Origin of the sequence: Aureispira sp. CCB-E, from assembly GCF_031326345.1 — a bacterium.
In the GTDB taxonomy this organism is placed as follows: domain Bacteria; phylum Bacteroidota; class Bacteroidia; order Chitinophagales; family Saprospiraceae; genus Aureispira.
The window spans coordinates 6522530-6546207 of the sequence record NZ_CP133671.1 but is presented as its reverse complement, the minus strand read 5'-3'; the positions used below and the strand labels follow the sequence as shown (position 1 = coordinate 6546207).

Below are 23678 nucleotides of genomic sequence, written 5' to 3'. Positions count from 1 at the left end.
ATTGGTTGGTAACAGGTCAATTAGAATAGTAGTTCGTTGCTTTTTTACTTTTTTACCAAAAAGATAAAAAAGCACATTTATATTAGTTTACTTCGTGAGTGCTGCGCAGTTGATAATCAAAATTTTAACACAAAACGCAACAAAGGCGCAACTTGCTGATTATTAAACTAATAAAGTTTAGCTTCGCTGCTACTGCGTGGTTTCAACGAACTATTGTTAGAAATAAAAAATAGCAAACTACTAACTAAAATATAAAGTAAAATAATGTTAAAAAACGATTTATTTTTAAGAGCAGCAAGAGGAGAAAAAACAGAACGTCCCCCCGTATGGTTGATGCGACAAGCTGGGCGTATATTGCCACAATATAGAGCATTGAGAGCTAGTTTGTCGGGTTTCAAAGAACTGGTTGAAACACCAGAATTGGCTTGCGAAGTGACGATTCAACCTGTTGACGAGTTGGGAGTAGATGCCGCAATTATTTTTTCAGATATTTTAGTTATCCCAGAAGCGATGGGACTGCCGTACGAAATGATTCCAGGCAAAGGACCGTTTTTTCCAAAAACAATTCAGTCAGAAGCAGATATTGATGCTTTGTTTGAAGGAGAAGCTGCTGCTGCTACATTGGGGTATGTTTATGATGCCTTGAAATTGACCAAGAAGGAACTTAACGGAAGAGTACCATTGATTGGCTTTGCCGGTGCTCCATTTACCATCTTTTGTTATATGTTAGAGGGGCAGGGAAGTAAGACTTTTTCTAAAGCTAAAAAATTGTTGTACCAAAATCCTGCTTTAGCACATCGATTGCTAGACAAAATTACCACTTCTACCATTGCTTATTTAAGAGAACAGGTTAAATCGGGCGCAGATTTAATTCAAGTATTTGATTCTTGGGCAGCTGTGTTAACGCCTGATAGTTTTAGAACGTTCTCTTTGCCTTATATGCAACGAATTGCCGAGGCTATTGATGTTGTTCCTGTAACTTTATTTGCAAAAGGGGCATGGCATTCTTTGCCAGAAATAGCAAAAGCAGGTTGTGATGTCGTGGGGCTGGGGTGGTTGCAGACACCTAAAGATGTTCGCTCTTTGTTGGGAAAAACACAAGTTGTACAAGGAAATTTGGATCCTTGTGCCCTGTATGCTGATCATAAAACAATTCGGTCTATGACACAAGAAATGTTGCGTGCTTATGGTCCTCATCATATTGCAAATTTAGGTCATGGGGTGTATCCTGATACTCCTTTAGATGGAGTTAAAGCATTTGTGGATACCGTGAAGTCGTTTGATTACGCTTCTAACTTATAATTATAGAAATTGAAGACATGGGATTTTTTTCGAAAATAAGACAGTGGTTTTTGCCCAACGAAATGCCGCCTGTTTCTGAGAAAACAGAGCTAGAAATATTGGAAGAGGAGGCACAACCGATGGAGACAGAAGTGCTAGTCGAAGAAAATTCCTTGTCTGAGGAAGAACAACAGTTTGCACAGATTAAGCAGCTTATTGCAAGCGACGATATGAGCAATCATGAGTTGGCAGCTATGTTTATGTTGGGCTTAGAATTGGAGTGGGATGATGAAATGTATGGAATGGTTGAGCAGTCGGCAGAAAAAATGACTTTCTGGGCAGAAAAAGAGGAAAACGATGCTTTCTTAAATCATTTCGAACAATTAATTATTAGCCCCAAGTTTTTTGGGCAGTATAGCGAAATTGCAACCTTTGCTGCTATTTTGCCTAAGTTTAAACGGATTGAAGAACTGCAATGGAAAGCAAAGCATTATTGGAATCAGCACCCTGTGCTAGTTGCAGCCAGCGAATTGCCTAATTTAAAGCGGCTATATGTTGAAGATTGTCGAATGAACTTTCTTCCAGAAAGCTTAACCAATGCAACTAGTTTGGAAGAACTTTATTTATCCAATAACAAATTAACCGAAATGCCAGCGGATCTAGGACAATTGGTTAATTTGAGAATTCTGGATTTAACTTCTAACGAACTAAAAAATTGCCCTCGCTCTGTTTGTGATATTAAGAGGTTAGAAGTCTTAAAAATGCAACACAACCCCATGGTTGATATAGAACCTAGAATGTTGGGGCGTCTCTATCGATTAAGAGATTTAGAATTGCCTGAAGTAGTGGCTAAGTTTAATTTAGATAATTTAAAAGATTGGCTACCAGATGTAGACTTTGATAAACCTTATTGGAAATTTGATTGATATGAAATAGGAAGAACAATTTGCTATGACAAGATTTAAAAAATATATACTAGTATGGGCAGCCTGCTGTTGGTTTATAGGTTGCCAATCATCTTCTAATATTTCAGTTAATAATAATCGAAATACAGGAAAAGTAGACAAGGGGGAACAAGAGTTTCAGGCATATTTGGATCGAAAAAAAAATAAGTACATTGGTACTAAAGTTCCAGAATTGGTTCTAAAAACCTTAAAGGGGAAAACATATAATTTGGCTGATATGGGGGGCAAAATTGTTCTGTTGAACTTTTGGTTTGCTGCATGTAAGCCATGTATAACGGAGATTTCTAGTCTTAATGAATTACAGGAGCAGTATAAAAGTAAAAACTTGGTAGTTCTTTCGGTAGGAACGGATAAAAAAGAAGTAGCCGAAAAATTAGTGACCGAGAAAAATATGCGCTATCCAGTAGTAGCAGATAGAGCAGATATTGCCAAACAAATGGATGTTTCTACGTATCCAACATCATTTTTGATAGATCAAAAGGGGGTGATTCAGCAAGTGTTTATTGGAGCAAGTGCTTTTGATGCAACACATACCTATACCGAAGTAAAGCCTCACATTGAACGGTTGATAAAAAAATAAAAATACAAAAGCTATCCTCTACTTGAGAATAGCTTTTTTACTAAATGAAACTGAAAAAGCATACTATTTATCTGTTATAGACTAGTTGAGAGAAACCTGTATTTTGTGGAGTGTTTTCTTTTAAGACAACATGAAAAACAGTACCAAATGAACTTGTATTTATCCTAGCAATAGTTTCACCTTTTTTAAAAATAGTTTGATGCAATACTTTACCATCTAAGCTAGCTATTAGTATGGTTACATCCTCTGTTAGAGGAACACTAGTTTGTAAAACTAACTCATCTGAGGACTGAAATAAATGATAAGAATCAGATCCATTAAAATGAATGTTTCTAACTTTTGAATAAGTCGTTGTTAAATCAACATCAACCATTTTTAAACGGTAGTAATTGTCTTGAAGCATAGGATAATAATCCGTACTAGTATAACTATTAAAGACTTGATTCTTTGCTTTTATTTCGGCAATTGTTTCAAATTCAATTCCATCTCTAGACCGTTGAACTTCAAAGTGACTTACATTAAGTTCTTGCGCAGTAGTCCAATGTAGTTTTACAGTTTTTTGTTCTCCATTGCCATTTTGTTGTTCTTTTTGAGCATCAAAGCTTAATAAATCTAGCGGGAGTGTACCTGCAACAACTGAGAAGATGGCATAAAGTCTTAATTCTGTAAACAAGCCAATACTAGGGGCTACTCGTCGAACTTCAACCCGATCAACTGTTTTGCCTTGCGGGATATCAAAGACAACTTGGAATCTTCCAGATCCTTTACCAATAGATTTAGCATTGAGAAAACTAGAATTGTTGCTATATATGCTACTAGTTAAATCTGTATAAGTCACTAGAAATTCAATACCGCCACTATTCCAAAGATTAATTCCCAAGTCAGCAAGCCCCATATCAATTAGATCAACTTCTTGTAAGACAAAGGTAAGTGCATCAGGAATTCCATCTTGATCTCCTAACAAATCATAATTAGGAGTGTTTCCCCAGTCGTACTCTATATATTGATACTCTGAACCAAGTAAACTCAAACCGAGTTCCCATCGATAAGTTGCGTATTCCATGTTAGGGTCTGCAAAGTAGGTTGTTGCAAGACTCTCTTGGGCTACCTCACAGTTTAAACAGACCAATAATGAAGCACCATGTTGCCCTGAGTGTCCTGTAAATCTGGAAGCATAATAACGATTAGTCATTGTAGAAGTAATATCATATACATTTAGATTAGTTGGAGTAATTCCTGTGCCAATACCGGCTAGAGCTCCTGTTTTGATTCGGATTCCATCAACAGTAGTTGTTGGAACTTTTATAACCATATTAAATCTGGAGGTATTAAGGTCGATAATGTCGATTTCTGTTAATCGACTCGCTAACCCATTGCCTCCATATCTAGCGACAACAGTATTCCCATCAAGCAGTTCTATTTCTACTCTATTGAATACAATAGCATTGGCTGTCGTTGAAATGAGTGAGCCAAAAATATTAGGATCATCAAAAGACATCTCTAGCTTAATTTCATCCGTCATAGGAAGGTCTGTTGGAAAGCAATAATCTCTAGAGATGTAGCCCAACACGTTAATAAGCAATGGAGAGACATCAAATGTAGAAAAAGTATTGGTATTTAAATCATACGAATTTTCTGATGAGACAACATTGCAAGCAATACAGGTAGCAGATTGTTGTGTATTTTGATCTTTATCTGGGCGTGTTTGCGCTTGAGCTTCTTGGATCAATAATAAAATGACAATGGGTAGTAATATTTTTTTCAGTAATGTGTTCATTGGTTCTAATTTACATTTTTTAATAAAATAGGGACATACGGGTACTGTCCATTATCAGACAAATAATGGTTTCGTTTAAACATGACGAGGGACATGAAAGAGGAACACAGCTGTGCTTACAGTACACACTAAGACTTATGATTAAGCAAGAAGGCAAGGAGGTGTTTTGTTGTTAGGGATAGGAAGATGACAAAACAAATCCCGTACGTTCGCTTATATTACAGCTGTAGACAAAAAATTACTTTGTTTTACAATGAGAAAACTCAATTTGTGTGAATAACAAGCATTTTTGATTTGGTAAGAAGTAGTTTTGTGTGATCATTGTACGACTTTTTTTAGAGTGAATAATAAAGTGAGTATATGGGTTATTCAGTTATTATGCTTGTGAGAACATAATAATAGAGCGCATACTAGGCTTGTTGTTTAGGTGTAGTGATGACTTAACAACTTAGCTATTAATAAAATGTGTGTGACTAAATAGGAACTGTGCTTGTGTTAATTCATTAAATGTATCATGTGAGAAACCTAAAAATGCATAACAGTCCATTCGTGTATGAAGAATCTGTGTTGCTTATTTGTTTTCACAAATACAATGAATGCTCATGAGCAAGTTGCATGCGGATATTCTAGTACTTGTGTATTTTGTATTGTTTTAAAATGTTTACCTATGATGAAGTGTGAAGAAAGTAAACGTAACTTCAGTTTATAAAAAATTTAGTATGAAGTTGTTTTAAATTAAATAAGATTTTAATTTAAAAATACAAAATTATTGAGGTGAGAAAGTAGTGAATTCCTTTGTAGGATTCCTCACTTTATATAAATGTAATAAAAAAAAATATAAAAAAACAAGTGTTGGTACGAGTTTTTTTATTAGTATTTTATTTTAATTGATTTAATATTGATTGATTAGTAGTTGTTTATGGTTTTTATTGTTTTTGGTCAATCTATTTTTATGAAAAAAGAATAAGACACTAACAAAATATCCCCTCGCAAAGATATGTTTACTCTTTGTGAGGGGAATCTATTTACTCTACGATGGAAATTAATTTAGTAAACTGCCCTTGAGAGTTTTTGATTCTAATGGCAAATAACTGTCCTAAAGTGCTACAATCTACGATAGTAAGCCGCTCTTCTTTGTTTTGGATCAATTGTTTTACGACACGACCATTTAGATCCATTATAGTAATAATGGCTTTTTCAGTTATTGGAGTATTGTTTTTGATAAAGAGTTGGTTCTGTTGTGCATAAATGTGGTAAGAGTTGGGAACATTAAAATGAACATTCTTAATAGGAGAGTATTGAACTTCCTCATATTCATCGATAACTTTTAACCGATAATAGTTGTGAGCTGGTACAGGTTGGTTATCAGTAAAAGTATAGAGAGAGGCACTAGTTGCAGCAACTACGCCTAAAGAAGTAAATTCTATGGCGTCAGTAGAATGTTCAATTTCAAAATAGTCTATATCTTTCTGTTGGGTCGACCAATTTAGTTGTACACAATTTTTGTGTTGTACGGCATCAAATGCTTCAAGCTCCAAAGGCAGTAAATCGTTGGGGATGCTATATATGGAATATAATCTTAATTCAGAAAATAAGCCCGCTGTTGGGGCAACTCGCCTTACTTCAATTTGATCGACAGTTTTGCTAGATGGTATATGAAATATGATATCAAATCTGCCAGAATGCCTACCTAGTACTTTGGCTGTTAAAAAATTGGAAAGATTATTATACGTTTCAGTTGTTAGATCGGTATACGTGACAAAAAGCTCAATTCCTCCTGAGTTCCATAGGTTGAGTCCTAAGTCTGATAAGCCTAAATCTGCTACATTAGATTCTTGTAGAGTGAGTACGAGCGCATCTGGAATACCATCTTGGTCACCCAAAAAATTGTAATTAGGACTTGCGCCCCAGTCAAACTCTGCGAATTGATACTCTGAACCCAATAACGTAAGTCCTAAATCCCATCTATAGCGAGCGTATTCTAAATTGGGGTCAGACAGGTAGGTTGTAGCCAAAGCCTCTTGAGTTACACCACAACTGATACAAGACAATAAAGAAGCACCAACTTGCCCAGAGTTGCCTGTAAATCTAGATGCATAATAACGATTGGTGATTGAGGAACGTATGTCGTATACAAGCAAATTGGATGGGCTGACGCCTGCTCCAAGAGAAACCAACGCTCCTGTTTTAATACATATTTTGTTGACATTGTTAGCAGGGACTTTTATAATGACTTGAAAACTACCTGTAGATGGGTTGAGAACGTCTACCGTAGCAAGGTTAGAAAGCAAGCCGTTGCCACCATATGTCGCAATTGAATTGGTACCATCTAGTAATTCTATCTGTAAGCGATCGAAAATAATTGCTGTGGCAACATTTGTTCCTAGAGAGGCTAATAAGCTATTGTCCGAAAATTGGAAATCAATAGTAATTTCTTCATCGATAGAAAGGTTAGAGCTAAAATTATAATCTCTAGAGAGAAAACCTAAAATGCCTACGGGTAACCCTGTAACATCAAAAGTCGCAAAGGTGGTAGAAGAAGCATCTCTAGCTTGTATTGCATTGCTAATAGTACACCCCAGACAAGTGCCTGATTGTTGTGTATTGCCATCACTATCAGGTCTTGTTTGACCCATGGTAGAATAAGATAAAAAATAGAAAAAAGTTAGAAGTACGAATTGGTGTAAATGTTTCATATTCATATTTGTTAGGTTTGGTGGTTAAGTAATGTTATGGAGTTATGGACATAGGAAACCTGTTGTTGAAATGTCGTTACATTTAACAAGAGCTATTTTTTAATATTGAAGGGGAGGTTTTAAAAGAGGGATTTACTTACAACAAGTTGGGGAATAAATGGAATTATGGACAGGTGTAAGTAGTAGGATTCTGATTTGTCTGTAAGGGACATTCAGACAAAATCACGGGTATTCAATTTGAGAAGTATAGGGGAAATAAGACATTTTTTGAGGGTTATGCAAATTTCGTTTCTTCAATTATAGGTTAATATAATATGAAAAACTAAGAAAATGAAATGTATTATACATTTATTTAAAATTTTATTTATTTAATTATTCTTTATTTTGTGTTGATTAGTAGGTGTGTATGCAGGTGGTTTTAAGGGGGCAAAAAGTTAACTTTATTGTAAGTAGGCTTATGTCATTAGATAACTGCTGTTTAGTTCATTGGGTTGTATTGTATGAGCGTGATGCGTTTTAAGAAATCTAAAATTGCTAATGTTTTGATAATTAATTTGATGTAAGAGAGATTTTCTTTTTTGTCTAGAAAATGAAAAAATACACGAAGTATTCATTATACTAAACTTGATTTTTTTAAGTTTAAAGACTATCTTTAGCCAGCACTTGCAAAAACGTGTCATTCTATTCTAACCAATTAGAATAAATCAAGAAACAAGAATCCATTAAAATCACATCTTAACTGTGTTTAGTTGCAATCTAATAAATGCATACAGGGAGCAATAAAAATAGTTTGGTCAATACTTAAATACCATCTATGGAGTTATAAGAATATATCTCTAAAAAATTGTTGAGGTATTTGTAACAAACAGACTTGTGTGAAACAGGTAAGATTAGAAGGATTAATGGACAACTAAATAAAAATAAACCAAGCTTATTGAGCGTACCTCTACACTTTCAAGGCATTTATAAATAAACAACACAAATGATCTCTTATTGTAAGAGAAAAGTAGTGTTATTTCACTTTTACAAATTCTTAAGCTAAATGGACAATATCACAATACTGTGGGCTGATGATGAGATTAGATTGCTCAAGCCTCAAATTATGTTTCTAGAAAAAAAAGGCTACAAAGTGATTACGGTATCGAATGGTCACGATGCAATAGAGGAAGTCGAGGAGCATATGGGAAACATTGATGTCATCTTTTTGGATGAAAGTATGCCAGGTATAACAGGGTTAGAAACCTTGCCTAGAATCAAAGAAATATTGCCAAGTGTGCCCGTGGTTATGATTACCAAAAATGAAGAAGAGGGCGTTATGGAACAGGCTATTGGTTCTCAGATTAGCGATTATCTAATCAAACCAGTTAACCCTGTACAAATATTGACTTCAATTCGCAAATTGATTGACTCAGATCGCTTGGTGCGCGAACAAACGGCTACAGATTATCAGCAAGAATTTCGGAAAATTTTTATGGAAATCAATAGTGGTCTAGAATTTCAAGAATGGGCAGAAATTTATAAAAAGATCATTCATTGGGAACTCAAATTGGATGAATCCAATACAACAAGCATGGCGGAAATTCTGGCTACTCAAAAAGAGCAAGCAAATGCAGAGTTTTCAAAATATGTAGAGCGCAATTATTTGCATTGGATCAATAACGATGATGATGCGCCCGTTATGTCGCATGATTTGCTGCGGTCTATGGTTTTTCCTGATGTGAATTCAGATCGACCAACCTTCTTTTTGTTGTTAGATAATTTGCGTTACGACCAATGGAAAATGATAGAGCCGATTGTGTCGGAGTATTATAGAATCGAAGAAGAAGATTATTTTTATAGCATCTTGCCAACGACAACGCAGTATAGTCGTAACTCCATTTTTGCAGGTTTGATGCCAAGCGAAATTCAAGAGTATTATCCCGATTATTGGTTGAATGACAATGAGAAAGGTGGCAAAAATATGCACGAAGAAAAATTGCTTTCAGAGCAAATTCGACGTACTTTCCGCAAACCTGTTAAACACGCTTATTATAAAGTAACTACTGTAGACAAAGGCAAGCAGTTGGTGGATACGATTCAGAATTGCTTGAATAATGATTTTACAGCCATTGTCTATAACTTTATAGATATGTTGTCTCATGCTCGTACAGAAATGGAAATTTTAAAAGAATTGGCAAGTGACGAAAAAGCATATCGTTCTTTGACACGTTCTTGGTTCTCTCACTCTGCGATTTGGGAGGCACTAAAAATTATAGCCGAACACGATGTTCAGTTATTCATAGGAACAGATCATGGCAGTATTCGTGTCAACGAGCCGTCTAAAGTTGTTGGAGATAGAGAAACAACGACTAATTTGCGTTATAAAGTAGGAAAAAATTTGCAATACGATCGCAAAGACGTACTAGATGTACGCCGCCCTGCTGATGCTAAACTGCCTACGCCTAATGTAAGTTCGACGTTTATTTTTGCTAAAAACAATAAATTTTTCCTTTACCCTAATAATTATAATCATTACAATAAATATTATCAAAATACTTTTCAACATGGAGGGATTTCTTTGGAAGAAATCATCATACCAATTATTAAGTTGAGAAGCCGCAAATTATAATTGACAGACTATATTGTTCTTCAAAAAAATGGCTATTTCGTTTAGGAATAGCCATTTTTAACTATCTAATTAGAGAACGCAGAGAAAACCCAAAATACCTTTTGCCTTGCAAAAAAAAATCTTATACATGTGTTCTATTGCACGGTAATAATCTCTAATATAAAAAATTACAAAGCTTGATTTTTGAATGAAGATATAGTATATTGTCCTGCAATGCTATTTTGAATCTTAATATAGGTAATAAAGCTCATCTATTAAACAGGTTTTACAGATAAATTAATATGCCAACGATTAAAAAAATACTATTTCCAACTAGTTGTAGCGAAAGTTCCAAAAAAGCTTTTGAATACACTCTTGCAATTGCTCGACGATTTGGAGCTGAAATTGATTTGCTGCATATCTGTGAGCCTAATATGGATATTTTAGTACCTGGAATTTTGCGGCATCAACTGTTACAAGAACAGAAACAGGCTGCTCAGCGTATGCTTCAAAATTGGTTGAATGAGTTTGAAGTAGAACAGGTGAAAGTTAGCCAAGAAGTAGAGTTGGGATATGCTAAAGAAATGATTGCTACCTATGCCAACCAGCAGAAAGATTTGGATTTGATTGTTATAGGAACGAAAGATAGTAGCAGTAGTTTTAAGAAAATTATTTGGGGGACCATCATTTCTACAACCATAGAAGCCGTTGTAAATGTACCCGTTTTGGTTGTTCCTAAAGGAATCGTTTTTCAAGAAATTAAAAACATTGCCTACGTTACTCCTGTCAACCCAGCTTGGCAAGCGGTATATCCTAGAGTAAAAGAAATTGCCGCAGCTTTTAAAGCTAAATTATACGTAACTCATTTACCACAAGGAAAGTATGACGATGTTGAAGGCGAAAACCATGTGGTGATAGAGGATTATGCGTCTGCTTTGCATGCTTTTTCGTATAATAATAACCTTCACTTGCTAGTCACAGTTGCGTCTGTTCGAAATACATTTCAAAAGATACTACAATATAGCAAAGCTCAAAAGATGGCTTTTGAGACGATTATCCCTTTGTTGGTACTAAAAAAAGGGGCATCTCAAGGATAGATTCTAAAGGAAGACAGAAAGAAGGAGAATTCTCGTCATAGGGCGTAAGACAAACAACTTTCTTTAAAATCGTTCAAACAAAGTTCCTTAAATACAAAAGGATTCTCTATTTTTGAAGGCTCTTAGGAGAAATAGACTCTATGGAAAAATAATAGGAGTCTAAAAGGTTGTTTGGAACAACCAAAATCATCGTAAATTTTATAGGCTAATACACACATAATAAGAAACAATGTTTCAATATATCATTAAACGTATATTGATTTTTATTCCAACCTTTTTTGTCATTTCTCTACTTATTTTTGGTTTAAGTAAAATGGCGCCAGGTGACCCTGTGTTGGTTGTAATGGGAGGAAATGATAGCAATGGCGTTGGACAACGATCTGATTTGGTTAACGGAGAAAAAGCATATGCACAGGTGGCGGCAAGTTTGGGCTTGGACAAGCCTGCTTTTTATTTCTTGTTTACTTCTGCGGCTTATCCTACCGATTTATACACGATCAACAAACGAAACCATCGAGAAACCATTAGTAGATTGATTGATGAATATGGAAATTCGGCAGCTGTAATGGATTATTACGAAACGTTAAAAGCTATTCATTACAAATCTGCAGATGTTGAAGATGCTCGATATTCTACACAACGTACAGCAAGAAACTGTATTAATGATTTGTTTAATGAGTATGAAGATGGTGCCATTCAGTTTAAACTGAATTTACTAAAAGATTCTTTGGCAACCCCAAATAACGGCATGGAATCTATTCGAGAAGATTGGAATAGTTTGATTGATAAATATAACTATCTAAAAAACAATCCCACTAGATTACAATTGTATCTTCCTGCGGTTCGATGGTATGGCCTCAACTCTCAATATCACACTTGGATGTTTGGCGATTATCCTTGGTTTAGCAAAGTAGATAGCTCTAGCCATTATAGAATAGAGGAATTGTCTACTGAAATTACAGATTTAGTGCCTCAAAAAAGACGTCTAAATAACTCTATTAGTAAGCTGAGAGGTCGAAATTATACGATTCAGCAAGAATTAGATAGTGCGACGACGAATGCCAATCCAGATAGTTTGCGTCAAGTGTTTGCAACCAATGAACTACAAATTGAACAATACTTACAGGATCAGGAAGCTTTAAAGGCATCTTTGAATGTCTTGTCTTCTGAACGAGATAGTTTGTCTGCCAATTTGACTAGATATGCTAGTAAAGGATTTTTAAGAGGTGATTTTGGGCTTTCTTATATTGATCGAAAGCAGGTGTCACTCAAAATGAAGGATGCTTTGTATTGGACTTTGATCATGAACTTTTTTGCCATCTTAATTTCCTATTTGATTTCTATCCCTTTGGGGGTTAAGAGTGCTTTGTGGAAACTAAAAGGAAAAAAGGTGATTGATAACATTAATACGGCGGTGTTGTTCATTCTGTATTCCTTGCCAAGTTTTTGGATTGGGACGATTTTATTAGTTTTCTTTACTACCGCAGAATACAGCGAGTTATTAGATTGGTTTCCGACTAGTGGGGCTCAAGATTTGGATTTGGTAGAAGATCCTAATGCTACTACATGGATGAAATTTTGGGATGCAGCACACCACCTTGCCCTGCCAATTTTCTGCATCACGTATGGTTCGTTTGCTTATTTATCACGTCAAATGAGAGGCTCTATGCTGGGAGTTATTCGCCAAGATTATATTCGTACGGCAAGAGCCAAAGGATTGAGCGAACGAAAAGTAGTTTGGAAACACGCTTTTAGAAATTCTTTATTCCCAATTATTACGTTGTTTAGTTCGGTTTTTCCAAGAGCATTGTCGGGGTCTATTGCCATCGAGTTGATTTATGCCATACCAGGAATGGGACAACTAGTATTGATGTCTATTACATCAAGAGATTGGCCTGTTGTGTTTACAATTGTAATGTTTGCCGCCATACTGACCATGATTGGTAATTTGATTGCAGATATTTTATATGCTATTGTGGACCCACGTGTATCTTTTAAATAAATAAGTATGTTTTTTCTAAATAAAAAAAGAACGGATATAATAGCTAAGGCGATTGAAGAGTCGGAAGATAGAAGCTATTGGGCAATTGTTCGAAAACAGTTTTTCAAAAATAGGTTGGCTGTATGGTCGTTACGTGTTTTTTATGTGATATTGTTTATAGCCATTTCTGCTGATTTTATAGCGAACGAACGTCCATTTTATTGTGAACTAGATGGAGAGACCCACTTTCCTATTTTTCATCAATACTTAGTTGATTTAGGTTTGTCCACATGGGACGAAAAATTTATCTCGACCAAATGGTTAGAGCAGGACTATGACTACGCTATCTTTCCTCCAATTACTTACTCTGCAACAACCAGAGATGCTCAAAATAATAAATTCAAAAGCCCATTTGGAGAGCAAAATTTTGAGGAGGGGACAAACCGAGGTTGGCACTATTTGGGAACAGAACGAATTGGACAAGATGTAGCAGCAGGAATGATTCATGGAACTAGAACTGCTATGTTGGTTGGTTTGGTTGCGATGTCTATAGCAACATTGATTGGATTGTTTTTTGGCGCTATTTCGGGGTATTTTGGTGATGAGCGTTTGAAGGTTTCTAGGATTAGAATTGCCTTGAATATAATTGGTTTTATATTAGCTGTTTTTTATGCATTTATTACAAATGGTTATGTCATCGCTGATTTGATTGGAGAAGGGCGCTTATTAAGCGGCTTAGGCGTTATATTTGCGTGGTTTATCGGTTTGTTATCTTTGGCGAATTTGTTAGCAATACCACTGAAACGAATTCCTTTCTTGGGTAAAAAGGTTACGGTTGCTTTAGATATTATTGTGATGCGTTTTATAGAAATAGTAAACTCGATTCCATTGTTGATTTTAATTTTAGCCATCGTTGCTATTATAGAAAAACCTTCTGTGCTATTTGTTATGGTTATTATTGGAACTGTAAGTTGGACAGGTATCGCAAAATTTATTCGAGCAGAATTGCTTCGAATTCGACGTTTGGAATATATTGAAGCTGCTCAAGCTTTTGGATATAGTGAGTTTAGAATTATATGGCGCCATGCTTTGCCAAATGCTTTAGCACCTGTTTTGATTGCCATTGCTTTTGGAGTAGCCACGGCTATTCTAACAGAAGCCTTTCTATCGTTTATTGGAGTAGGAATCCCAGACGATCAAGTTACTTGGGGATCATTATTACAACTATCAAGAGATAAATTCTCTGCTTGGTGGTTGGCAATTTTTCCAGGGTTTGCCATTTTTATAACGGTAACCATTTTCAATTTAATAGGAGAAGGTTTAACAGAAGCACTTGATCCTCGATTAAGAGAATAAGGGCAGCCCCTTATAGAGTAGGGGCTTTTAAATAAGCATTGAACTTAAGAACTGATTGAGCGAATTGCAAAAAGAATTATCTTTTTCCAATTCGCTTTTTTAGTTGCTCGTCTAAGGCATAGCGTCCAGGTCCAAGCAGAAATAAAGCAATATAAGTCGCTCCATACAGAATGGCTTTTTCTTGCTTGGGAAATGGGTCTGACAAATGAACCAGAAATAAAGCAACAAACATTGTAAAAATTAACGGAACTAGGGCTGCTCGAGTAAATAAACCTAGCATTATAAGAATAGAACAGAGTACTTCCGCAAAAACAGCTAAAAATAAAGAGATTTCAACGCCCATTCCTAATGGATCAGGAAAAGAGATTGCTCCACCTCCAAAGAGCATTTTCATCTTGCCAATTCCATGCCCAAAGAGCATTCCGCCACCAATAATAAGACGTAAAAAAAGTAAGCCTGCATCCTTGCTTCTAGGGGGCAAATCAATTAAGAGGAAATTAAGTACTTTCATTATAAGAATAATTTAATTTGTAGAAGATTATTTTGATAATTAATGATATATAGCTTTTTTAGAGCCAATGAGGCTATGAAATTGGAACAATAGGAGAATAAACTTTGTTTTCTGTTTTTACTTTCCTTATCAATAGAACAATGAATTGTATTATAATAGAAGATCAACCACCTGCTCAGCGAATTTTGAAAAAGTACATCAGTGAAGTAGGTGCTTTAACACTAGACGCTACCTTTTCGAATGGAATTGAAGCCATCAATTTTCTTCAAACCAACTCTGTTGATGTCATCTTTTTAGATATTCACTTGCCTAAAATATCAGGTCTTGATTTTTTAGAAACAATCACGAATCCGCCACATATTATATTGACGACAGCATTTCCCGATTATGCGCTAGAAAGCTATGAATGGAGTGTTGTAGATTATTTATTAAAGCCATTTTCTTTTCAACGTTTTGTTAAGGCAATTGCCAAGATTCCTCAGAGCATCCCCCTCTCTAATTCAGAAAAAAGAACTACTTTCCCAGATGCCTTATTTATAAAATCGGGATACGATCACATCAAGATTCAGGTGAATGATATTTTATATATAAAATCTGACGGAGATTATACAGAGCTATTTTTGGCGCAGAAAAAATACCTATCTTCAGAACCGTTGCGTTATTGGGAAGAATGTTTGGACAACCAGCAATTTGTACGGATACAAAAGTCTTTTGTCGTTAATACCGCGCATATTGAGAAAATATCTGGCAATCGTGCTTACCTGATAGGAGGAGCTAAAGTTCCTATTGGTAGAGCTTACAAAGAAACATTCCTTAATCAGTTGTACAAAACTTAGGGTACTGGGCGCTTGCTTTTCAATTGCAAGGACAAAAAGACTTGATACATTTGCCCATTTTCTTGAATGTCCAATTGATGGCTTTGTGGATAGAGTAATTGTAGTCTTTTTCTGACGTTAGCTAAACCAATTCCATGCGATAAATTTTTTGTATTGGATTGTTTGTCAAAAGAATTGGTGCATGTGAATTCTAAGTATCCAGATGCAGTGATTTCTAATTGAACATTAATTGTAATTTGTGCCACTTGACTAGCAGTACTATGTTTAAAGGCATTTTCAACAAAAACAATCAAGATTAAAGGTGCAATCTCATAATATTGCGCTAAGTCAGGGTAGTGGAATTGAACATGACCTCTATCTTCAATTTGCAATTTGCTGATGCGAATAAAGTTTTCTAGATGTTCGATTTCTTTTTTTAATGGGACTGAGGTAGCCTTGCAGTCGTACAGCATATAACGCAGTGTAGCGGATAAATCTAAAATTATTTCAGGGGTTTGAGGCGATTCTTCAATGGCGTGAGCATATAAATTATTGAGGTTGTTAAATAAGAAATGAGGGTTGATTTGAGAATTTAAATATTGCAATTCGCTTTCTTGTACAATCGCCTTTAGGTGCTCTAGTTGTTGCTGCTGTTCGATCAAATCCCAACAAAATTTAAACCCTACTAGAATCGTTACAACAGGCAAAATTCCGATTGAGGTATAGAAAATACTAGAAAATCGGTGCCCTCTTGTATCTGGAAAATAAATTTTCTCCAATACGAGTTCTTCCATCAATACAGCGGCTAAAATGACAACTCCTAAACCTACAACAAAATGAAAATACTTCTTTGCATAAAAAAAACAGGGAAGTAAGATGTAGTTAATTAGAAATGCAGAAGTTGCCAAACTCAAAAAAAAGGCAATTTCGTAGGCTTCTATTTGAGGGTTTTTTCGATCAATAGCATAGAAGATAAATACCAAAAAAGTTAGGATGGTTTGGAAAATAAATTCTTTGAAAAAAGGGGCTATTTTTTCTAAATACGCTTTCATTAGTAGTGTACTAACTTTTTAGTTTTTATGATTTTGTTTTAGGACTAAGCAACGATTTTATGATCTGGCATAATCGAATTACCAATGTCAAATAACAACTTTTTTTTGCGTGATTTCAACATAAATCAGGTAAACGACAGTTTTTTGTGGTTCAACGGAGGGTGTTACCCTAATATGAGTTAAGAATGTTGTTTGTCCAATTAAAAATGCTGTTCAAAGAATTCATTTTCTTTTTTAGAATTATCCTTCGTTCTTTGTAAAGCAGCACTAAAAACCAAAGATATCGATAAAGTAAATGACAAGATTATGGATTAGGTAGTTGCTCTTTTAAACACTATAAATTTATCTAAAACAATTCGTTACAATGAAAACGATCATTAGTTTCACACTTTGTATGGTGCTGTTTTTTGCTTTTGAGCAGAATGCATGGGCTCAAAAATCCAAGCCATTAAAAGTATTTGGCAAAGTCATCGAAAAAAGTGGCCAACAGCCCGTCGAGTTTGCGACGATTATGGTGGCAAACCAGCAAACGAAACAACTCATAACAGGAACAACAACAAAAGAAGATGGGAGTTTTGAATTAGAAGTAGACTCTAATAATTTTTACATCGAAATTAGCTTTATAGGATTCAAAACGCAAAAAATAAGCAACCTATCTCTAGAAGGAAATCAAATAGATGTTGGAACAATCGAACTCTCAGAAGATGGAGAGGTGTTGGAAGATGTGGTTGTGCGTGCAGAAAAATCTCAAATGGAGTTCAAGTTGGATAAAAAAGTATTTAATGTTGGCAAGGATTTGAGTAGTACGGGAGCAAGCGCCTTGGAGTTATTAAATAATGTGCCTTCTGTCGATGTGAATATTGAGGGGCAAGTTAGTTTGAGAGGAACGAGTGGGGTACAAATATTGATTAATGGTAAACCATCTATTTTGGCAAGCGATGAGAGCAATGCTTTGGGGACAATCACTGCTGATATGGTTGAAAAAATAGAGGTTGTGACCAATCCATCGGCTAAGTACGATGCTGAAGGAACGGCTGGCATTATCAATATTGTTCTAAAAAAAGAAGAGCGAAAGGGGGTAAACGGCTCCATTTCTTTAAACACGGGGTATCCTCATAACCATAGCATCGGGTTTAGTTTAAATCAACGAACAGAGAAATTTAATTTATTTAGTCAAATAGGAGCAGGGTATCGTTCCTTGCCAAGAAATAATGAGAATATCAATCGAAACTTAGTTACTGGAACAAGTATTTTGAGCGATGGAGTGGAATATAGGAACGAAACTTTTTTTAATGTTTTGTTAGGAGCAGATTATCATATTAATGATCGTAATGTGCTAACCTTATCAGGAAACTTTGCTTACGAAATAGAAAGCCAACCCTCTCAAACAAATTTTAAAGAGATAGACAACAATGACTTTACAGTAGCAGAGTGGTATCGAAAAGAAACAACAGGGGCAACCAATCCCAAAGGGCAATATGAATTGATTTATAAAGGGGAGTTTAAAGACAACAAGGAACATACCCTACAAATTAGTGCTTTGGGTAATTTCTTTAGTAAAGCGCAAAATTCAGAGTTTGAAAATATTACCACATCAGGAAATTTAGAGAATAGCTATCAACAAACCAATACAGCTTTTAAAGAGGCACGATATACGTTTCAGGCAGATTATGTAAAGCCTTTTGGTAAGAAAGTTAAGATGGAGTTGGGAAGTCAATATGTTATCATGGATATTAGCAATGACTATGCTGTTTCTGATCTGATTAATGACAACTGGGTACTGAACCAAGGACTAACGAATGTATTTGAATACGATCAAAAAGTATTGGCATTTTATGGAACGGGCTCTTATGAAGATAAAAAATGGGGCGTTAAAATAGGTTTGAGAGTAGAAAATACCGACCTACGAACCTTTTTGGTGAATACGAACGAGGCGAACAATCAAAATTACACCAACCTGTTTCCTAGTGCCCATGCCTCTTACAAAATTAACGAACGTTTCTCTATGCAGGCGGGGTATTCTCGCCGAATATTCAGACCTAGGTTATGGGATTTGAACCCTTTCTTTAATATTCGAAATAACTTTACGATACGTTCTGGAAATCCTGATTTATTACCAGAATTTACAGACTCGTATGAACTGACAGGAATTTATATTCTAGATAAACTCTCTTTGAATTTGAGTGTCTACCATCGTTATACAACAGCTGTCATTGAACGAGTATCTACTTTTGAGAACAATGTTAATACATTTATGCCAATGAATATTGGTCAACGAAATGCGACAGGAGTAGAGTTTAATGCGAAGTATACACCATTGAAATGGTTAACGATTAATGGTGATTTTAATTATAACTATTTTAGCCGTCAAGGAACCTTTGGTACCGCAGAGTTTGATTTTAAGGCAGACCAGTGGTCAACGAAATTAACAACGAAATTTCAATTGCCTTATGATATTGATTTTGAACTGATGGGAGATTACCGTTCTAAATATAAAACCGTACAAAGTACAGTAGGGCAGAGTTTTGCTTTGAATCTAGGCGTTCGCAAAAAGTTGTTGAAAGGAAAAGCTGTTATAAGTTTGAGCGTGCGAGATCTTTTTGCGACTCGTGTTCGAGAAACAGAAATAGAACAAGAGGATTTTTATATCTATAGTTTTGGACAACGTGGACGTTTTATAACGCTTGGATTTAGCTATGGATTTGGCAAAGGAGAAGCCATGGAGTATTCGGGAGGTCGCCGTCGTTAGGATTTAAGGATTCAAAAATTGAGAAATACTTAATGTTGAATGGTACTATTGGATACCATTCAACATTAATATTATTCCGTTTATTTTTCAGAGAAGTATATGAGTGTTAGAACAATCATTGAACACCAAACAGTTCTAGGGCTGTAGCACTGGTTACCTTGCCGACTTCTTCTACGGAGATTCCTTTGACTTCTGCTAGTTTTTCGGCAATAATCTTAATATAAGCACTTTCATTTCGCTTGCCACGATAAGGAGTTGGAGTCAGATAAGGAGCATCCGTTTCCAAAACTAAGTGTTTTAGATCAATGTGTTCAACAACGGCACCTAAGTTTGCCTTTTTAAAAGTTAAAACACCTCCTAGACCCATTAAAAAACCTAATTCAATGATTTGGTTTGCTTGTTCGAGACTTCCGCCAAAACAGTGAAAAATACCTCTAAAATTAGCGGTTTTTTCTTCTCTTACAATTTGAATTAAATCGTCTAGCGAATCGCGGGCATGAATGACAATAGGAATATCCAGTTCTTTTGCCCAACGGCATTGAGTGCGAAATGCATCTTTTTGTTCAGCAACAAACTCTTTACTCCAGTAATAATCCAAACCAATTTCACCAACAGCACAGAAAGGACGTTTGTCGAACCATTCTTCCATCATGGCGAGTGTTTTTTTATAATCAGCATCGACAGAGCAAGGATGTAAGCCCATCATAGCGTGGCATTGATTGGGATAAGCTTTTTCTAAAGCTAGCATACCGTCGATAGATTGAGCGTCTATATTGGGCAAAAATAAATGCTCAATGCCATTATCAAAAGCACGTTGAATCATTTCTGCTCGATCATCTTTGAATTGAGAGGCGTATAAATGTGCGTGTGTATCTACTAACATAAGGTTATTTGTGAATAAGTATAATTTTTGATGATTGTTGATATAATTTGATAGACTATCTATCAAATAGATGGAGGATTATTATTTTTTGCCTACTGGCTTAAAAGCCTCAAAGGTATAAAAAAAACAATAGAGAATGGTATAAGTATATGGTTGTCGTACAAAGCTATTGATGTACTTTGTTGTTCATCGCTACCAACATCGAACGCTCAAAATTAGTTCAAGAGCAACCTGTGAATGGTAATAAAATAGAGTTGAAAAGAGGAACTACGTTGCTGTTTGAATGGAGCGAATGGAAATATTAACAATGCTTTAGCAAAATGTTAAAGAAATTTTATTTTCAAAACTTACTGAAAGTTTAGAAGAAAATTTCTTTTTACGGAACATTTTACTAGTTTTGTTCGTTTCTTTGAAAGAAAATTTAACCAAAAAGTTAATCAATTATACATCAAAACAATTAAATCAATTAAAATTATGATGATGGACACAGAGCAAAAGCTATTGAAAGGTGGTGAGTTCTTGATAACAGAGACAGATCCCTCCAGTGTATTTATAGTAGAAGATTTGACAGAAGAGCAGAATATGGTCTTAGGAATGGCCAATGAGTTTGTGAATAAAAAGGTACTTCCTGTTGCAGATCAAATTGAAAAATTAGATTTGGAGTTGACCAAAAAGCTACTAAAAGAAGCTGGTGACTTGGGACTGTTGGGAACTTCATTTCCTGAGGAATATGGAGGGTTTATGCAAAACTTTGAGACCAACATGGCTTTGACCGCAGCTTTGGCACCTACGCGTTCTTTCTCCTTGTCGCATGGAGCACATACAGGGATTGGAATGTTGCCAATCTTGTATTTTGGTACAGAGGCTCAGAAGCAAAAGTATTTGCCACCTTGCATTGCAGGAGATAAGTTTGCTGCCTATTGTTTGACAGAGCCAACATCTGGTTCAGATGCTTTGTCTGCCAAAACTCAGGCGGTATTGTCTGAAGATGGAAAGCACTACATTGTAAATGGTCAAAAAATGTGGATTACAAATGCTGGATTTGCAGATGTATTTACCGTATTTGCACAAGTAGACGGAGATAAATTTACAGGGTTTATTATAGAAAAAGACTGGGAAGGCGTTTCTTTAGGAGCAGAAGAGCAAAAGCTAGGAATTAAAGGTTCTTCTACTCGTCAAGTATTCTTCGAGAATGTAAAAGTTCCTGTAGAAAACTTGTTGGGAGAAATAGGAAAAGGGCACAAAATTGCTTTTAATATCTTGAATATTGGTCGTATCAAATTGTGTGCGGGCGTTTTAGGTGCTTCTAAAACATTGAGTACTTTATCTATTCAATATGCTAATGAGCGCAAACAATTTGGCAAAAATATTGGTCAATTTGGAGCAATTAAATACAAATTAGGAGAGCAAGCAACTCGTATTTACGCTGTAGAATCAGCAATGCACCGCGCAGGAAGAGATATTTCTCGAATGGAGCATAAGTTGACAGAAGAAGGAAAACCTCTAGCAGATGCTTTGTTGGGAGCAGCAGAAGAATACGCTATCGAGTGTGCTATCTTGAAAGTATATGGTTCAGAATGCTTGGATTATTGTGCAGACGAAGGTTTACAGATTCATGGTGGAATGGGCTATTCAGAAGAAATGCATATGGCTGGTGCTTATCGTGATGCTCGTATCAATCGTATTTTTGAAGGTACCAATGAAATCAATCGTATGTTGACAGTGGATATGTTGATGAAACGTGTTCTAAAAGGAGAAATGGATATGATGACTCCTGCTATGGCTGTTCAAAAAGAATTGACAGGAATGCCTTCAATGGGAGATATGGCAAGTGGTTTGTTAGCAGATGAGAAAAAATATGTTGCCAACTTGAAAAAACTATTTTTGGCAGTAGCAGGAGCTACCATTCAGAAATTAATGCAAGCATTACAAGATGAGCAAGAAATCTTAATGAATTTAGCAGATATTATGTCTGAAATTTATGTCTGTGAATCAGCTATTTTAGCAACGCTAAAAGCATGCAGTGTTCGAGGAGAGGAAGCTTGTAAGTCAGAAATAGCAATGACTCAATTGTATGTGAACGATGCGATTGAACGTTGTGGCATTCATGCTAAAAATGCAGTTGCTGCTTGGGCGGATGGAGACACCAAGCGTATGATTATGCTAGGAATTAAGCGTTTTACCAAGCATGAGTTTTTGAATACTAAAGAATTGCGTCGAACAATTGCAGATCAATTGTTGGAGGCTAATCAATACTGTTTTAAATAAACATACGTTGTATCGAATAAATAACAAAAGGCTGTTGGAGCGAGGTGCTTCAACAGCCTTCTTATTTTACTGTGGGCTTAGTGTAGCATTTTGAATAGAGTCTTGAACTCGAATAAATTCTTCGACAACAGCTTCCGTTTCTTTTCCTAGATTTTTTAAGCCACTTCGAGCAGATTCCGCAACTTCATAATTGGGGAAACGCTCAATAATTTCTTTATATAATTTCCCCCCTTCTGCAATTACATCCATATTTTTTAATTTGGCAGCTGTAATATTATCATTTAAAGGAGAGGAAACAACCTTGTTTTTGCGAAGATAAAGCGTAATGTTGGTATCGTATTCAACGGCTAACATCAACATTGCATCAGCGTATTGTTCAAATTTAGGGTAACTTGTATAGATCTTGTCTAAAAACTGTATTGCAATCAAATGCTCCTCTAAGCGAACAGCTAACCGAGCCCCTTGTAAGCAATAGGTAGGCGATAGAGGACTATCTGGATTGCTTTTAACAAAATTAGCATATAAAAACATCAATTTTTTTAAGACCGTTTCGCTAGGACTAGCACCTCTTGGAAGGCTGTTAATTTCTTTTAATACTTCGTCAATTCGATCTTGTAATTTCTCATTCTCTGGTCGAAAAAAATAATTGGCTTCGGCAATACCTTTACCTTGTGGATATTTTTCTAAATATTCCTTGTATATTTCTTCGGCACGAGATTTTCTTCCCACAGGACTGGCTTGAATCATTGCCAAAAAAAGATAGGTATCTTCCAAAATAGGCGTTTCGGGATACTCTCTCAAAATCGTTTCCAAATGTTTGGATGCCTCTCCATGATTATGAAGTCTATAGTACAAAACAGCACAACGATAAAGATAAATAGGTGCCATTTCATCTTCTTTAAAATCTTTGTAATATTGGAGGTAATTGGCAATCAAAGGACGCAAAAACTTATCTTCCGTATTTTTAGCTACAGCAGCTTCCATTCCTGTAATTATCTCGCGTTGATTGTTTCTTTCTGTATTACAGGCTGTAAATGCGAATAATACGAGTAGCAAAAGTAAGTATCTCATTTTGGTAGT

Annotated in this window: 16 protein-coding genes; 10 read left to right on the top strand and 6 right to left on the bottom strand. The window is 35.6% G+C overall.

Annotated elements, in window-relative coordinates; translation table 11 throughout:
* The first annotated feature begins 264 nt into the window (after positions 1–264).
* From hemE to QP953_RS25345, 3 genes are read left to right on the top strand one after another with little or no spacing between them, the layout of a single operon-like run.
* Entirely contained in the window at positions 265–1302 is a 1038-nt protein-coding gene (hemE, locus tag QP953_RS25355; RefSeq protein WP_052597739.1) for a uroporphyrinogen decarboxylase, read from the top strand.
* A 17-nt stretch (positions 1303–1319) separates the two neighbouring features.
* Positions 1320–2207, top strand: a complete 888-nt coding sequence (locus tag QP953_RS25350; protein ID WP_309553322.1) for a leucine-rich repeat domain-containing protein — start codon at positions 1320–1322, stop codon at positions 2205–2207.
* Between the two features lie 25 nt (positions 2208–2232).
* Positions 2233–2826 carry a peroxiredoxin gene (locus QP953_RS25345; RefSeq protein WP_052597737.1) on the top strand — a complete coding sequence of 198 codons (594 nt, stop codon included), beginning with the start codon at positions 2233–2235 and terminating at the stop codon, positions 2824–2826.
* A 67-nt stretch (positions 2827–2893) separates the two neighbouring features.
* Here QP953_RS25345 and QP953_RS25340 read toward each other — a convergent pair whose 3' ends face one another.
* Positions 2894–4603 carry a peptidase S8 gene (locus QP953_RS25340; protein WP_309553321.1) on the bottom strand — a complete coding sequence of 570 codons (1710 nt, stop codon included), beginning with the start codon at positions 4601–4603 and terminating at the stop codon, positions 2894–2896.
* 1025 nt (positions 4604–5628) lie between these two features.
* Positions 5629–7239, bottom strand: a complete 1611-nt coding sequence (locus QP953_RS25335) for a peptidase S8 (protein ID WP_309553320.1) — start codon at positions 7237–7239, stop codon at positions 5629–5631.
* Positions 7240–8341: 1102 nt separating this feature from the next.
* On the opposite strand from QP953_RS25335, the gene QP953_RS25330 reads away from it, so the two are divergent.
* The 4 genes from QP953_RS25330 (at position 8342) to QP953_RS25315 (ending at position 14320) form a co-directional block, all read left to right on the top strand.
* The gene (locus QP953_RS25330) at positions 8342–9907 is read left to right on the top strand and encodes a response regulator (RefSeq protein WP_052597734.1); all 1566 of its coding nucleotides are present in this window, start codon (positions 8342–8344) and stop codon (positions 9905–9907) included.
* A 281-nt stretch (positions 9908–10188) separates the two neighbouring features.
* Complete coding sequence (locus tag QP953_RS25325) at positions 10189–10983, top strand: universal stress protein (protein WP_052597733.1); 795 nt, start codon at positions 10189–10191, stop codon at positions 10981–10983.
* 229 nt (positions 10984–11212) lie between these two features.
* A complete protein-coding gene (locus QP953_RS25320) occupies positions 11213–12985 on the top strand; it encodes an ABC transporter permease subunit (protein WP_052597732.1) in 1773 nt (590 codons plus the stop codon).
* A 6-nt stretch (positions 12986–12991) separates the two neighbouring features.
* Positions 12992–14320, top strand: a complete 1329-nt coding sequence (locus tag QP953_RS25315) for an ABC transporter permease (RefSeq protein WP_072011002.1) — start codon at positions 12992–12994, stop codon at positions 14318–14320.
* Positions 14321–14396: 76 nt separating this feature from the next.
* On the opposite strand, the gene QP953_RS25310 is transcribed toward QP953_RS25315, so the two are convergent.
* The gene (locus QP953_RS25310; RefSeq protein ID WP_052597731.1) at positions 14397–14831 is read right to left on the bottom strand and encodes a DoxX family protein; all 435 of its coding nucleotides are present in this window, start codon (positions 14829–14831) and stop codon (positions 14397–14399) included.
* A 140-nt stretch (positions 14832–14971) separates the two neighbouring features.
* Between QP953_RS25310 and QP953_RS25305 the strand changes: the two genes are divergently transcribed.
* Positions 14972–15667, top strand: coding sequence for a LytTR family DNA-binding domain-containing protein (locus tag QP953_RS25305; protein WP_309553319.1), 696 nt, complete (start codon positions 14972–14974; stop codon positions 15665–15667).
* On the opposite strand, the gene QP953_RS25300 is transcribed toward QP953_RS25305, so the two are convergent.
* Positions 15664–16698 (bottom strand): histidine kinase, encoded by a 1035-nt coding sequence (locus QP953_RS25300; RefSeq protein WP_309553318.1) that lies wholly within the window; start codon positions 16696–16698, stop codon positions 15664–15666. The two genes, QP953_RS25305 and QP953_RS25300, sit on opposite strands and share 4 nt — an antisense overlap.
* A gap of 364 nt (positions 16699–17062) precedes the next feature.
* On the opposite strand from QP953_RS25300, the gene QP953_RS25295 reads away from it, so the two are divergent.
* Entirely contained in the window at positions 17063–19447 is a 2385-nt protein-coding gene (locus QP953_RS25295) for an outer membrane beta-barrel family protein (RefSeq protein WP_309553317.1), read from the top strand.
* 115 nt (positions 19448–19562) lie between these two features.
* On the opposite strand, the gene QP953_RS25290 is transcribed toward QP953_RS25295, so the two are convergent.
* A complete protein-coding gene (locus QP953_RS25290) occupies positions 19563–20330 on the bottom strand; it encodes a TatD family hydrolase (protein ID WP_052597727.1) in 768 nt (255 codons plus the stop codon).
* 474 nt (positions 20331–20804) lie between these two features.
* Between QP953_RS25290 and QP953_RS25285 the strand changes: the two genes are divergently transcribed.
* Positions 20805–22598, top strand: a complete 1794-nt coding sequence (locus QP953_RS25285) for an acyl-CoA dehydrogenase family protein (RefSeq protein WP_052597726.1) — start codon at positions 20805–20807, stop codon at positions 22596–22598.
* A 66-nt stretch (positions 22599–22664) separates the two neighbouring features.
* Here QP953_RS25285 and QP953_RS25280 read toward each other — a convergent pair whose 3' ends face one another.
* Entirely contained in the window at positions 22665–23669 is a 1005-nt protein-coding gene (locus QP953_RS25280) for a tol-pal system YbgF family protein (protein WP_156039793.1), read from the bottom strand.
* Between the last annotated feature and the right edge of the window lie 9 nt (positions 23670–23678).